General features: G+C 69.5%; 13 protein-coding genes. 3 read left to right on the plus strand and 10 right to left on the minus strand.

Translation table 11 applies throughout. The features are described 5' to 3' along the window. Positions 1-61 precede the first annotated feature (61 nt). From pyk to ACFV2O_RS33470, 10 genes are all read right to left on the minus strand, one after another. Positions 62-1,480, minus strand: coding sequence for a pyruvate kinase (gene pyk / locus ACFV2O_RS33425; protein ID WP_355078254.1), 1,419 nt, complete (start codon positions 1,478-1,480; stop codon positions 62-64). 103 nt (positions 1,481-1,583) lie between these two features. Then, positions 1,584-2,252 carry an amino acid ABC transporter permease gene (locus ACFV2O_RS33430; protein WP_355078255.1) on the minus strand — a complete coding sequence of 223 codons (669 nt, stop codon included), beginning with the start codon at positions 2,250-2,252 and terminating at the stop codon, positions 1,584-1,586. A 12-nt stretch (positions 2,253-2,264) separates the two neighbouring features. Further along, positions 2,265-2,990, minus strand: coding sequence for an amino acid ABC transporter substrate-binding protein (locus ACFV2O_RS33435; protein WP_379255703.1), 726 nt, complete (start codon positions 2,988-2,990; stop codon positions 2,265-2,267). A gap of 211 nt (positions 2,991-3,201) precedes the next feature. Continuing rightward, the gene (locus tag ACFV2O_RS33440; protein WP_379255596.1) at positions 3,202-3,699 is read right to left on the minus strand and encodes an NINE protein; all 498 of its coding nucleotides are present in this window, start codon (positions 3,697-3,699) and stop codon (positions 3,202-3,204) included. A gap of 231 nt (positions 3,700-3,930) precedes the next feature. Beyond that, positions 3,931-5,055: a prolipoprotein diacylglyceryl transferase gene (gene lgt / locus ACFV2O_RS33445; RefSeq protein ID WP_379255598.1), complete on the minus strand. Its 1,125-nt coding sequence runs from the start codon at positions 5,053-5,055 to the stop codon at positions 3,931-3,933. Positions 5,056-5,252: 197 nt separating this feature from the next. Further along, entirely contained in the window at positions 5,253-6,053 is an 801-nt protein-coding gene (gene trpA / locus ACFV2O_RS33450) for a tryptophan synthase subunit alpha (protein WP_379255599.1), read from the minus strand. Then, positions 6,050-7,315, minus strand: a complete 1,266-nt coding sequence (gene trpB, locus ACFV2O_RS33455) for a tryptophan synthase subunit beta (protein ID WP_379255601.1) — start codon at positions 7,313-7,315, stop codon at positions 6,050-6,052. Before trpB ends, trpA begins: the two co-directional genes overlap by 4 nt. Next, positions 7,312-8,130 carry an indole-3-glycerol phosphate synthase TrpC gene (trpC, locus tag ACFV2O_RS33460; protein WP_039797261.1) on the minus strand — a complete coding sequence of 273 codons (819 nt, stop codon included), beginning with the start codon at positions 8,128-8,130 and terminating at the stop codon, positions 7,312-7,314. The genes trpB and trpC overlap by 4 nt, the downstream gene beginning before the upstream one ends. A gap of 183 nt (positions 8,131-8,313) precedes the next feature. Continuing rightward, positions 8,314-9,129 carry a TIGR02234 family membrane protein gene (locus ACFV2O_RS33465; RefSeq protein WP_379255603.1) on the minus strand — a complete coding sequence of 272 codons (816 nt, stop codon included), beginning with the start codon at positions 9,127-9,129 and terminating at the stop codon, positions 8,314-8,316. Continuing rightward, a complete protein-coding gene (locus ACFV2O_RS33470; protein WP_379255604.1) occupies positions 9,126-10,685 on the minus strand; it encodes an anthranilate synthase component I in 1,560 nt (519 codons plus the stop codon). The genes ACFV2O_RS33465 and ACFV2O_RS33470 overlap by 4 nt, the downstream gene beginning before the upstream one ends. A 189-nt stretch (positions 10,686-10,874) precedes the next feature. Here ACFV2O_RS33470 and ACFV2O_RS33475 point away from each other — a divergent pair, with 189 nt between their 5' ends. The 3 genes from ACFV2O_RS33475 (at position 10,875) to ACFV2O_RS33485 (ending at position 12,481) form a co-directional block, all read left to right on the plus strand. Then, on the plus strand, positions 10,875-11,186 hold the full coding sequence (locus ACFV2O_RS33475) for a hypothetical protein (protein WP_379255605.1): 312 nt from the start codon (positions 10,875-10,877) through the stop codon (positions 11,184-11,186). Positions 11,187-11,321: 135 nt separating this feature from the next. Then, positions 11,322-11,777: a peroxiredoxin gene (locus ACFV2O_RS33480; RefSeq protein WP_379255606.1), complete on the plus strand. Its 456-nt coding sequence runs from the start codon at positions 11,322-11,324 to the stop codon at positions 11,775-11,777. A gap of 149 nt (positions 11,778-11,926) precedes the next feature. Beyond that, entirely contained in the window at positions 11,927-12,481 is a 555-nt protein-coding gene (locus ACFV2O_RS33485) for a permease (RefSeq protein ID WP_379255607.1), read from the plus strand. Positions 12,482-12,613: the final 132 nt, after the last annotated feature.

The raw sequence follows: 12,613 nt of genomic DNA on the forward strand, positions 1-12,613 counted from the left end.
TCCAGGTCGGAACGCTGCGTGCCGTCCGCGACGTCGACGGGGCTGCTCAGGGAAGCACTCACTAATGGTCCTCCTCACCGATTCGGTGAACGTGGATCAGGTTGGTGGAACCGACGGTACCGGGCGGCGACCCGGCGACGATGACCACCAGGTCACCCTTCTGGTATCGGTCCATCGACAGAAGTGCTACATCCACCTGGTGGATCATCGCGTCGGTGCTGCTCACGGTCGGCACGATGAAGGTCTCGGTGCCCCAGGTGAGCGCCAGCTGGCTGCGGACCTCGGGCAGCGGCGTGAACGCCAGCAGCGGCAGCGGGGTGTGCAGGCGGGCCAGGCGGCGCACCGTGTCGCCCGACTGGGTGAACGCGACCAGCGCCTTGGCGTTGAGCCGCTCGCCGATGTCGCGGGCGGCGTAGGAGATCACGCCGCGCTTGGTGCGCGGCACGTGGGTCAGCGGCGGCACCCGGGTCGACTCGGTCTCCACCGCGTGCACGATGCGCGCCATCGTGCGCACCGTCTCGATCGGGTACTTGCCCACCGAGGTCTCGCCCGACAGCATCACCGCGTCGGCGCCGTCGAGCACCGCGTTCGCGACGTCGGAGGCCTCGGCGCGGGTGGGGCGGGAGTTCTCGATCATCGATTCCAGCATCTGCGTGGCGACGATGACCGGCTTGGCATTCTCGCGGGCCATCTGGATGGCGCGCTTCTGCACGATCGGAACCTGCTCCAGGGGCAGCTCGACACCGAGGTCGCCGCGCGCGACCATGACCGCGTCGAAGGCCAGGACGACGGCCTCCAGGTTGTCGATCGCCTCCGGCTTCTCCAGCTTGCCGATCACCGGCACCCGGCGGCCCACCCGGTCCATCACGTCGTGCACGAGCTCGACATCGGACGGGGACCGCACGAACGACAGCGCGATGAAGTCCACGCCGAGCTTCAGCGCGAATTCCAGGTCCTCGATGTCCTTCTCCGAGAGCGCGGGGACCGACACGTCCATGCCCGGCAGCGAGACGCCCTTGTTGTTGGAGACCGGCCCACCCTCGGTGACCCGGCAGACCACGTCGTTGCCATCGACGCGGGTGACGATGAGGCCGACCTTGCCGTCGTCGACCAGCAGGCGATCGCCGGGCTTGGCGTCCTGCGCGAGTTCCTTGTAGGTGGTGGACACGCGGTCGTGGGTCCCGTCGATGTCGTCGACGGTGATGCGGACCTCTTCACCGGTCGCCCAGACGGTCTTGCCTTCCAGGAAGCGGCCGAGGCGGATCTTGGGACCCTGCAGGTCGGCGAGAATGCCGACCGCCCGGCCGAGGTGGTCGGAGGCCTGGCGCACCTTCTTGTAGTTCTCGGCATGGTCGGCGTGCTCGCCATGGCTGAAGTTCAGCCGAGCCACGTCCATGCCGCTCTCGACGAGTTCGCGGATACGGTCCTCGGTGGCAGTGGCCGGTCCGAGCGTGCACACAATCTTCGTCCGTCGCATCACGGGTAGAGCCTAGTCCCGCTCGGTGGGCAGGTCCCGCCGTGGCCATGGTGAATCCTTGGTGAAAAAAATGAACGACAGCTCCATAGCAGGTACAAACGGATATTCAGCGAGCGACATGACGGGCCAACCTCGTTTCCAGCCGGGTCTGCCCGAACCCGAGGATCAGGCAGATCACCCAGTAGTACAGCGCCGCGACTCCGTAGAGCGCGAAGAAGTCGAAAGTGGGGGCGGCGGCGAGCTGGGCGACGCGCAGCAGTTCGGTCACCAGGATGGTGGAGGCCAGTGAGGTGTCCTTCACCAAGGAGATCAAGGTGTTCGACAGCGGCGGCACGGCGATGCGCGCAGCCTGCGGCAGGATGACCAGCCGCAGCATCATCGGGTACGACATGCCGAGCGCCTGCGCCGCCTCCCATTGCCCCGTGGCGACGCTCAGGATGGCGGCGCGCACCACCTCGGCCGCGTACCCGCCGACATTGAGGCTGAACGCGATCACCGCGGCGGGAAAGGGGTCTATCACGATGTCGAACTGCGGCAGCGCGTAGAACACGATGAACAGCTGCACCAGCAGCGGTGTGCCGCGAATCAGGGAGATGTAGAAGCGGGCCGCCGCCGACAACGGCCGCACCGGCGACATCCTGGCCAGCGCGACGAACAACGCGAGCGCAAGGCCGATGGCGAAGCTGATGGCGGTGAGCGGAAGGGTCTTGGTGACGGTGGCCTGCAGCATCGGCCACAGGTTGTGCCAGATGAGGTCCCGGGTGGCGGCGTCCATGAACGATGTCGGCTACTGGCTGACGTCTGTCCCGAAATACTTCTCGGAGATCTTCGCCAAGGTGCCGTCGGCGCGCAGCTGGTTCAGCGCGTTGTCCACGTCGGTGATCAGCGCGTCGCCCTTGCGCGCGGCGAACGCCTGCTTGCTCACCGATCCGGTCCGGCCCGCGATCTTCACGCTGGTGTCGCCGGTCTTCTTGGTGTATTCGGCGACTGCCAGGTTGTCGTTGACGGTGGCGTCCACGCGGCCGTTCTTCAGCAGCTGGATGGCCTGCACGAAACCTTCGACGGCCTCGACCTTCGCACCCGCGTCGGTGGCGACCTTGCTCCAGTTGCTGGTGGCCGACTGCGCGCAGGTCTTCCCGTTGAGATCGGCGAGGCCGGTGACGGCGTTGTTGTCGGCGCGGGTGACGATCACGCCCGCCGATGTGGTGTAGGGCGCCGACAGCGCGTACTTGACCGTGCGCTCGTCGTTCACGGTCACCTGGTTGGCCACCAGGTCGAAGCGCTTGGATTCCAGGCCCGCGAAGATGGCGTCCCACGGAGTCTGCACGAACTCGACCTTCTTGCCGAGCTTGGCACCGACCGCCTGGATCACCTCGACGTCGTAGCCGGTGAGCTTGCCGTCGGAGCCCTGGAAACTGAACGGGGAGTAGGTGCCCTCGGTGCCGACCTTCAGCACGTTCGGGTCGCTGTCACCGCACCCGCTCAGTCCGGTGGCGGCGACGATGGCGAGCATGGCGGCGGCGAACAGCTTGCGACGCACGGAAATCCTCTCTTCGGTGCGTGGAACTCCACACACGGCACGCGAGTCCGGTCATGCTACGCCCGGACCCGTGCGCGCGACAGTATCGCGATCACCACGCTCGAAAAGGTTGTGCTCATTGATTTCGCCCGAACGACCGGGAGGCGGGTATCCCCACCTCCCGGCACAGTCGATACCGCGGCGGTCAGTCGCGCAGCGGACGGCCCTGCGAATCGGGAACCTTGCCGACCAAGATCATGACGCCGTCGATGAGACCCCAGATGCCGCCGAGACCACAGGTCAGGATCGTGACCACCAGTTGGGCGATGCCGAGGCCGGTGTACCCGAGGTAGAAACGGCCGACACCGAAACTGCCGAGGAAGATCTGCAGCAGGCCCGCGACCAGCTTCTGCTTGTCCGACAGCGGAACACCGAACGGGTCGCGGCCCCAGGGCGCCTCCGGGTCGTTCGGGTTGTAGCCCTGCGGGCCGACCGGGTACGGCGCGGCCGGGTAGCCACCGGGCTGCTGGCCGTAGGCTCCGACGGGCTGGCCGTACTGGGGCTGCTGGCCGTAAGGGTCCGACGGCGGGCTGTACTGCGGCTGGCTCTGTTCCTCCAGCGGCTTGGTCAGATCAGGGCCGGTGCCCGGCGGACCGTACTGCGGGCCCCCGGCGCCCGGATTCTGCTGGTAAGGGTCGGTCACTCATGTCCTCCTCATTAGTGCGGGCACCCTCTTGTCGGCCCCCGGCCTCACTGGATCGCCGAACCGCGGCTCGTGACGATCACGAGTCATTGTCACCGGGAACGACCGGGTTGTCGCCTCCGGAGCGTTCGGCGCTACCAGTGGTTATCGCGGCGGATCGCCCGATCGTTGCCGCGGAGGAGAGTCGAGGCCGCCCGCGACGGATCGGGCCGTCGCGGCGACCGGCGGCGATCAGCCCTTGTCCGACGCGGCCGTGCCGGAATTCGTTTTCGCCGAACCGTTTTCGGAGCCATCGGGATGTCCGCCCAGCTCGGCAGCGGACGTCCCGGTGTCGGCTGCGTCGGCGGTGGACCCGGCCTTCTCGAATTCGCCGGTACCCGAGGACTTCTCGGTCGGCGCCGCTGCGGCGGCACGCAGCGCGCGGAGCTGCCACGGCCAGGGCCGGGGGCTCGCGCCGGGTTGCAACTGCTCGGGCGTCTCGCGTCCCTTGGTGGCGAACACGAAGTAGGCGATCGCGGCCAGGAACACGAGGGCGGAGGTGAACGAGTTGATCCGGATGCCCGCGATCTTCGTCGCCTCGTCGGCGCGCATCAGTTCGACGAAGAACCGTCCGAAGCAGTAGCCGGCGACGTACAGGGCGAACAGGCGTCCGTGACCGATCCGGAAACGTCGGTCCACGTACACCAGCAGCACGACGACCAGCAGGTTCCACAGCAGCTCGTACAGGAAGGTGGGGTGCACGATCTTTTCGACCACGCCGGTGGAGGCGCCGTTCATCATGTCGAGCTGACCGTCGTCGCCCACCCGCCGGTAGATCTCCAGGCCCCACGGCAGGTCGGTCTCGCGCCCGTAGAGCTCTTGGTTGAAGTAGTTGCCGAGCCTGCCGATGGCCTGCGCCAGCAGGATCGGCGGCGCGACCGCGTCACCCAGAGCGGGCAACGGGATCTTGTATACCCGGCAGCCGATCCACGCTCCGATGCCGCCCAGCAGCACCGCACCCCAGATGCCGAGCCCGCCTTGGTAGATCTTCAGCGCGTCGACCGGGTGCCCGCCCGCGCCGAAGTATTTCTGCCAGTCGGTGGCCACGTGGTAGAGCCTGCCGCCGACCAGGCCGAACGGCACCGCGAACATCGCGACGTCCAGGATCGCGCCGGGCTGGCCGCCGCGAGCGCGCCAGCGCCGTTCGCCCCACCAGATCGCGACGATGATGCCGAGGATGATGCACAGGGCATACGCCCGCAGCGGGAACGGACCGAGCTGCCAGACGCCGCGCGCGGGGCTGGGGAGGTAGGCCAGCACGGCGCCGCTGACGCCGCCGTCGGCCAGGACACTGTCTGCGAGGACTCGTAACGTCACGGGGCCACCGTAGCGGAGATGCTCGACCGGCCCGCCACCACCGCACCGCCCTCGCCGCGTCGGGGTTCGCCGAAGACGCCCAGAGCAGGCCCGTGCCGAGCCCGATCATGGCGATTCGGCGGCTACCGGGTCCGGAGTCCGGAAGTCGGAGCCCGTCGGACGCGCTTCGGAACCGTGCGCTGGACTCCGACCGGTTGCTAGGACGCGACGGTCGCCGACCGCACGCCTTCGGCCAGCTCCGCGGTGAGTGCTCGCACCGCGTCCAGCCCTCGGCCCGCCGCGCTCACCAGCGCCGAGCCGACGATGACGCCGTCGGAGTAGGACGCGATCTCGGCGGCCTGCTCGCCCGAGCGGACGCCGAGGCCTACGCCGATCGGGATATCGGAGTGGGCCCGGATCCGCGCGCACAGGGCGGGTGCGGCCGAGGACACCACGTCCCGCGCGCCGGTCACGCCCATGGTCGAGGCCGCGTAGACGAAGCCGCGACTGGCCTCGAGCGTCTTCACCAGGCGTTCCTCGGTGGAGGACGGCGCGACCAGGAAGATGCGGTCCAGGTTGTGCGTGGACGAGGCGATGAACCAGTCGTCGGCCTCTTCCGGAATCAGGTTCGGGGTGATGATGCCCGCGCCGCCCGCCGCGGCCAGATCCCGCGCGAAGCGATCCACGCCGTACTGGAGCACGGGATTCCAGTAGCTCATCACGACGGCCTTGCCCCCGGCTTCGGTGATCGCCTCGACCACCGCGAATACGTCGCGCACCCGCACACCGCCGCGCAGCGCCTGTTCGGCGGCGGCCTGGATGGTCGGGCCGTCCATCACGGGATCGGAGTAGGCGACGCCGACCTCGACGATGTCGCATCCGGCTTCGATCATCGCGCGCACGACCTCGATCGAACCGGCCAGGTCGGGGTAGCCCGCGGGCAGGTAGCCGATCAGTGCCGCGCGGCCCTCGGCTCGGCAAGCGGCGAAGGTGTTCGCCAAGCGGGACTGCTGGCTCACCGGCCCTCCTCCTTCGGCTCGTCGAACAGCCCGAACCACCGCGCTGCCGTGTCCATGTCCTTGTCGCCCCGGCCGGAGAGGTTCACCAGGATGATCGCGCCCTCGCCGAGTTCCTTGCCCAGTTGCAGGGCGCCTGCCACCGCGTGCGCCGACTCGATCGCGGGGATGATGCCCTCCTTGCGACTGAGCAGCAGCAGGGCGTCCATCGCCTCGGTGTCGGTGATCGGCCGGTATTCGGCGCGGCCGACGTCCTTGAGGTAGGCGTGCTCGGGTCCGACGCCCGGATAGTCCAGGCCCGCCGAGATCGAATGCGACTCGATGGTCTGCCCGTCCTCGTCCTGCAGCAGGTACGAGTAAGCGCCCTGGAACGCTCCCGGCGTCCCGCCGGTGAACGTGGCCGCGTGCCTGCCGGTGTCGACGCCGTCACCGGCCGCTTCGTAACCGATCAGCCGGACCTCGGGGTCGTCGAGGAACGCGTGGAAGATACCGATGGCGTTGGATCCGCCGCCGACGCAGGCGACGACCGCGTCGGGCAACCGGCCGGTGGTGGATTGCACCTGGGCGCGGGCCTCCAGGCCGATGATGCGCTGGAAATCGCGCACCAGCATCGGGAACGGGTGCGGGCCCGCGGCGGTGCCGAAGCAGTAGTAGGTGTCGTCGGCGTTGGTCACCCAGTCGCGCAGCGCCTCGTTGATGGCGTCCTTGAGCGTCTGCGAACCGGAGGTCACCGAGATCACCTCGGCGCCGAGCAGGCGCATCCTGGCCACGTTGAGCGCTTGGCGCGCGGTGTCGACCGCGCCCATGTAGACGACGCAGTCCAGGCCGAGCAGCGCGCAGGCGGTCGCCGTGGCGACGCCGTGCTGGCCCGCGCCGGTCTCCGCGATCACCCTGGTCTTGCCCATCCGCTTGGCGAGCAGCGCCTGGCCGAGCACATTGTTGATCTTGTGCGAGCCGGTGTGGTTGAGATCTTCGCGCTTGAGCAGGATGCGGGCGCCGCCCGCCTGCTCGGACAGCCGCTTGCACTCGAACACCGGCGACGGGCGGCCGGTGTAGTCGCGCTGCAGCCGATCGAGTTCGTTGAGGAAGGAGTCGTCGAGCCGGGACTTCTCGTACTCGGCGGTGACCTCCTCGATGACGGCCATCAGCGCTTCCGGCACGTGCCTGCCGCCGTAGACGCCGAAGTGCCCGCCCACGTCGGGCTCGTGGCCGCTGCGCTGGGCGACGCCGTCGCTGGCCTGAGGTACCGCCGCCACGCCGGTCACCGACCCCGCCGTGCCGGCTTCGGGCAGGACGGGTGGGTGCCCGCGGTCACCAGCTCGGAGACCGCCGCGCGGGGGTCGCCACTGGTCACCAGCCCCTCGCCGACGAGCACGGCGTCCGCGCCTGCGCCCGCGTAGGCCAGCAGGTCGGCGGTGCCGCGGATGCCGGACTCGGCGATCCGGATGACCTCGGTGGGCAATCCGGGCGCGATCCGCGCGAACACGTCGCGGTCGACCTCGAGTGTCTTGAGGTTGCGGGCGTTGACGCCGATCACCGACGCGCCCGCCTCCAGCGCGCGGTCGGCCTCCTCCTCGGTGTGCACCTCGACCAGCGCGGTCATGCCCAGCGACTCGGTGCGGTCGATCAGGGAGGACAGCACGTCCTGTTCCAGCGCCGCGACGATCAGCAGGATGACGTCCGCGCCGTGCGCGCGCGCCTCGTGGATCTGGTACGGGCCGACGACGAAGTCCTTGCGCAGGATCGGGATGCTCACCGTGGCGCGGACCGCGTCCAGGTCGTCCAGCGACCCGTTGAAGCGGCGGCCCTCGGTGAGCACGCTGATGATCCGCGCGCCACCGTCCTCGTAGGCCTTGGCCAGACTCGCCGGGTCCGGGATGTCCGCCAGCTCGCCCTTGGACGGACTTGCTCGCTTGACCTCGGCGATCACGCCGATGCCGTCCTCGAGCAGCGCCGCGCGGGCGTCCAGCGGCGCGGGAGCCGCCGCGGCGGCCGCCTTGACCGCCTGGAAGTCCAGCAGGGCTTCCCGAGCGGCCACATCCGCGCGGACCCCGTCGAGAATCGAGTCGAGTACCGTCATCTGGCTCGAATCCTTTCTGGGGAGACGGACTTGCTACCTGAGAATCCCCCCAGGCGCTGTCTCACCGATGCTGTCAAAGAATAAATGGACCTACCGGGCGCGTTCGCGCCGGGGCTGGGGTTGAACCATGCGGAAGGGCTCCGCGCAAGGTGGCACCCGCCACACCCGCCGCGCGGAGACAGCTCAGCGGCCACGTCGGCCCGCCTCGCCGGGGTCGGAATCTTCTGGGGACGCCTGCCCGGCCTGCGGTTCGTCGGTCGGGTCGGTGCCCGCGTCCAGCGCGTCCCACAGCACGCGCTCGGACAGCTGAGGTGCCGACCGGTCGTCCGGGGACTGCGCGCGCCGCTGCGTGACCTCCGCCGTGGCGGCGGCGCGCCGGAAGACCGGGTTGTCGTACTTGCCGGACAGCCGCGCCGTCTCGGCGGGCATGCGGGCCAGCAGAGCGCCCGCGCCGAACGCGGCGACCGCGCCGAGCAGCGCGAGCACGGCGGGGAACGCCGAGGTGGTCGCCGTCTCGACCTGCGCGCGCGCCGGGAGCTCCGCGAGCTTCGCGGCCCGCTCGGCGGTCTTGCCGGAATCGGTCAGCAACGCGAACGCGGGTACCGCGGCCACCGCGGCGACCAACGCGATCAGCACGCCGACCACGCGACGCAACCAGCCCTTGGTGGCCAGCACGGCCGCGATCGAGGCGAGCAGGACCAGCGCCAGCGGTGTCAGCGCGCCGAACCACACGCCGCCGTTCAGATGATCGGTGCGGGGCTGGGTCAGACCGTCCGACGAGGTGACCGTCACCCAGGTCATCCGGGACGACGCCCACAGCGCGGCGGCGGCGAGGGCGAGCAACGCCACTGGAGCGACGGGGTAGTTGCGGCGCGAATGGCCTTCCGCGCTCGCCGATCCGGCCGAGCCGTCGCCCGCTGGAACGGCTTGTGGCCCCGCGGTGTCCGGGGTCGGTTCTCGCGCTCGGTCCGGCTCGTCTCCGGGATGGGCAGCCGTCATCGCGTGCCGCCGTCCGCCGCGCCGGGTTCCGTGCCGTAGGCCCGCACCGTTCCGGCCGCCGCGATCGCCTTGAGCACCGCCATCGCCTTGTTGCGGGACTCCACGTCCTCGTACTCCGGGTCGGAGTCCGCGACGATGCCCGCGCCCGCCTGCACGTAGGCCGTGCCGTCCTTCAGCAGCGCGGTGCGGATGGCGATGGCGGTGTCGGCGTCACCGGCGAAGTCCAGGTACCCGACGACGCCGCCGTAGACGCCGCGCCGGGTCGGCTCGAGTTCCTCGATCAGTTCCATCGCGCGCACCTTGGGAGCGCCGGACAGGGTGCCCGCCGGGAAGCACGCCCGCACCGCGTCCAGCGCGATCCGTCCGGGCGCCAACCGGCCCGACACCGTCGACACGAGGTGCATGACATGGCTGTAGCGCTCGATGTGCCGGTACTCGGTGACCCGCACGGTGCCCGGCTCGCACACCCGGCCGAGGTCGTTGCGGCCGAGGTCGACGAGCATGAGGTGCTCGGCGTTCTCCTTCTCGTCGGCGAGCAGGCCCTTCTCCAGCAGCAGGTCCTCCTCCTCGGTGCCGCCGCGCCAGCGGGTGCCCGCGATCGGATGTGTCGTCGCCACACCGTCTTTCACGGTCACCAGCGATTCCGGACTGGAGCCGACGATGGAGAACGCGGTGCCGCCAGCGCCGTCGGGGATGTGCAGCAGGTACATGTAGGGGCTCGGATTCGACGCGCGCAGCATCCGGTACAGATCGATCGGCGCGCCGTCGTAGTCCATCTCGAAACGCTGGGACAGCACCACCTGGAACGCTTCGCCCGCCTCGATCTCCTTGACCAGGCGGCGCACGCCCGCGCCGAACTCCTCGGTGGTGCGCCTGCGCCGGTATCGCGGCTCGGGCCGGTCGAACACCGACACGGTGGAGTCGGCGGGCGCGCCGAGCGCGGCGGTCATCCGGTCCAGCCGGGCCACCGCGTCGTCGTAGGCCTCGTCGACGCGCTCGGCGGTGCCGTTCCAGTTCACCGCGTTGGCGATCAGCGTGATCGCGCCCTCGTGGTGGTCGAACGCGGCCAGATCGGTGGCGAGCAGCAGCACCATCTCCGGCAGTCGCAGGTCGTCCAGCGCCAGGGCGGGCAGCCGCTCGATCCGGCGCACCGCGTCGTAGCCGAGGTAGCCGACCATGCCGCCGGTCAGCGGCGGCAGCCCGGGCAGCCGCTCGGTGCGCAGCAGCTCCAGCGTCTCGCGCAGCGCGACCAGCGGATCGCCGCCGGAGGGCGCGTCGGCCGGGACATTGCCCAGCCAGGCCGCCTCGCCGTCCACGACGGTCAGCGCCGAGGGGCTGCCCGCGCCGATGAACGACCAGCGCGACCACGACCGGCCGTTCTCCGCGGACTCGAACAGGAAGGTGCCCGCCCGGTCGGCCGCGAGTTTGCGGTAGGCCGACAGCGGAGTCTCCGAGTCCGCCAGTACCTTTCGGGTGACCGGGACCACCCGGTGCTCCGCGGCCAGCTGATGGAACTGCTCGCGGGTCGTGGTGGTGGGAGTGGACGCGCCTGCCATGTACTCATCATCCCAGGCCGGACCGACCGGCGATTGAGCGGTGCCGCCGACGCGGCGACCCGGCGCGACAAACCCGACAAATCAGGTCGACCGTCCGGTTCCCACGCGGTCGCCGAAGGTGTGGCGAGGCTCACTACACTCGCGGCGTTCCACGTCGCATGCGGTATCCATCTCGAGAGGAGACAACTGATGTACCCCTCGCAATCGGTAGCGCCCGAGGGTTCTCGGCACATCCCGAACCACAGCGTCCCGCGCCTGCACGCCCCGCGCACCGGGGGCACGAGTCATCCGGCCTACCAGCAAAGCGCCCCGGCCAACGCGCTCGCGTCCTTCGTCACCTACGTCAAAGCACTGGAGTCCCTCGACAAGAACCGCTTCCCCGACGAATACGCCGTCCACAGCGACCGCATCAAAGAGCTGAGGCCGTTCCTGCGGGCCCACGGCATCCTCGATGTGATGGCGATCAAGAACCCTGAGGTGGCGGCGCTCATCGGCGCGTAGCCGCCCTGCCCCTCGGCTCGTGCCCGATGACCGGCGCCGCGATCGGATCGCGGACAGCGCACGGCGGGCACGAGCACCAGGTCCGGCGCGCACGAAATACCCGATTCGACCGACCGCGCGGTAGTGTTCCCGGGTATGCAGCAAGGACAGCTCGCCCCTGATTTCGAGCTTCCCGATCAATCCGGCACTCCCCGCGCGCTCGACGCGCTGCTGGCGGACGGCCCTCTGGTCCTGTTCTTCTATCCCGCGGCGAACACGCCCGTCTGCACGGCCGAGGCCTGTCACTTCCGCGACCTCTCCGCCGAATTCGCCGCACTCGGCGCCACCTGTGTCGGCATCAGCACCGACAACGTGGACACCCAGGCCGGGTTCGCCGAGAAACAGCGCCTCGGCTACCCGTTGCTCTCCGACGCCGACGGCGCCGTCGCCGCGAAGTTCGGCGTCAAGCGCGGGCTGCTGGGCAAACTCGCACCGGTGAAGCGGCAAACGTTCGTCATCGACACCGACCGCACCATCCGCAAAATCATCACCGGCGAGCTGCGCGCAGCCGTCCACGCCGACGAAGCGCTGAACTACCTGCGCAACCGGTAGACGAGCGCTGCCGGGCAAGCCCTTCGCATGGCCACAGACAGCGAAGGCCGGAGGTACGTAAAGAGCGCGCGGCCGCAGCGAAGGCGGAGGTACGCACAGAGCGCGCGCCGTGACCGCTTCCCGATGACGGCGCGGCCTAGGCTGGACGCATGACTTCGACCGACGTGCAGCCGGGCGAGCGCAAACCCGCGGCAGCCGTCTGGCGCACGCGGATCATCGTCGGCGCGGCGATTCTCGCGGTGCTGGTCGTCTCGTACTTCGTCCTGTCCGCGTTCGTCCCGCGCTGGTGGGCGCAGCGGGTCGGGTCGATGGTGCACGGAAGCTTCGCCAAGGGCATCGGCTGGGGGCTGTTCTACGGCGGATTCTGCACCGTCGTCACGCTTTTCCTGCTGCTGTTCGCCGTGCTGGTGTGGCGGCGTAAGGCAGGCAGGTTCCTGGCCGGAGCAGCCGCGGTGGTCGCGATCCTGTGCGCCATCCCCAACCTGATGACGCTGACCATCGTGCTGGGCAGCAGCAGTGCCGCCCACGCGGGTCAGCGGATCTTGGATGTCGACGCGCCCGCCTTCCGTGGCGCCGCGCTCACGGGCGCCGTCATCGCGACGCTGTTGTTCCTCGTCGCCGTGGCGCTGTTGCTGCTGCGCAGGTGGCGGCGCACCCACCCGCCGAAACCGAAGGCCGAGGACACGCCGCCGCGCCACGTGTGAGTGAACTCACGTCATGCGGCATCTTTATGACGGTCGAGCGAAGTCGTGGCAAACTCAATGTCGCGGGTGACTGTGCACAAGATTTTCGACAATCACTAGGACAACGAACAAAACCACGTCACTTGGCTTGAA

The sequence above is a fragment of the Nocardia sp. NPDC059691 genome (assembly GCF_042733915.1).
Taxonomy (GTDB): domain Bacteria; phylum Actinomycetota; class Actinomycetes; order Mycobacteriales; family Mycobacteriaceae; genus Nocardia; species Nocardia sichangensis.

Coding starts and splice junctions, on each gene's coding strand:
- ACFV2O_RS33430 (WP_355078255.1), bottom strand. CDS start 2,252: ATGGACGCCGCCACCCGGGACCTCATCTGGCACAACCTGTGGCCGATG.
- ACFV2O_RS33435 (WP_379255703.1), bottom strand. CDS start 2,990: ATGCTCGCCATCGTCGCCGCCACCGGACTGAGCGGGTGCGGTGACAGC.
- trpC (WP_039797261.1), bottom strand. CDS start 8,130: ATGACGGTACTCGACTCGATTCTCGACGGGGTCCGCGCGGATGTGGCC.
- ACFV2O_RS33465 (WP_379255603.1), bottom strand. CDS start 9,129: ATGACGGCTGCCCATCCCGGAGACGAGCCGGACCGAGCGCGAGAACCG.
- ACFV2O_RS33470 (WP_379255604.1), bottom strand. CDS start 10,685: ATGGCAGGCGCGTCCACTCCCACCACCACGACCCGCGAGCAGTTCCAT.
- ACFV2O_RS33475 (WP_379255605.1), top strand. CDS start 10,875: ATGTACCCCTCGCAATCGGTAGCGCCCGAGGGTTCTCGGCACATCCCG.
- ACFV2O_RS33480 (WP_379255606.1), top strand. CDS start 11,322: ATGCAGCAAGGACAGCTCGCCCCTGATTTCGAGCTTCCCGATCAATCC.
- ACFV2O_RS33485 (WP_379255607.1), top strand. CDS start 11,927: ATGACTTCGACCGACGTGCAGCCGGGCGAGCGCAAACCCGCGGCAGCC.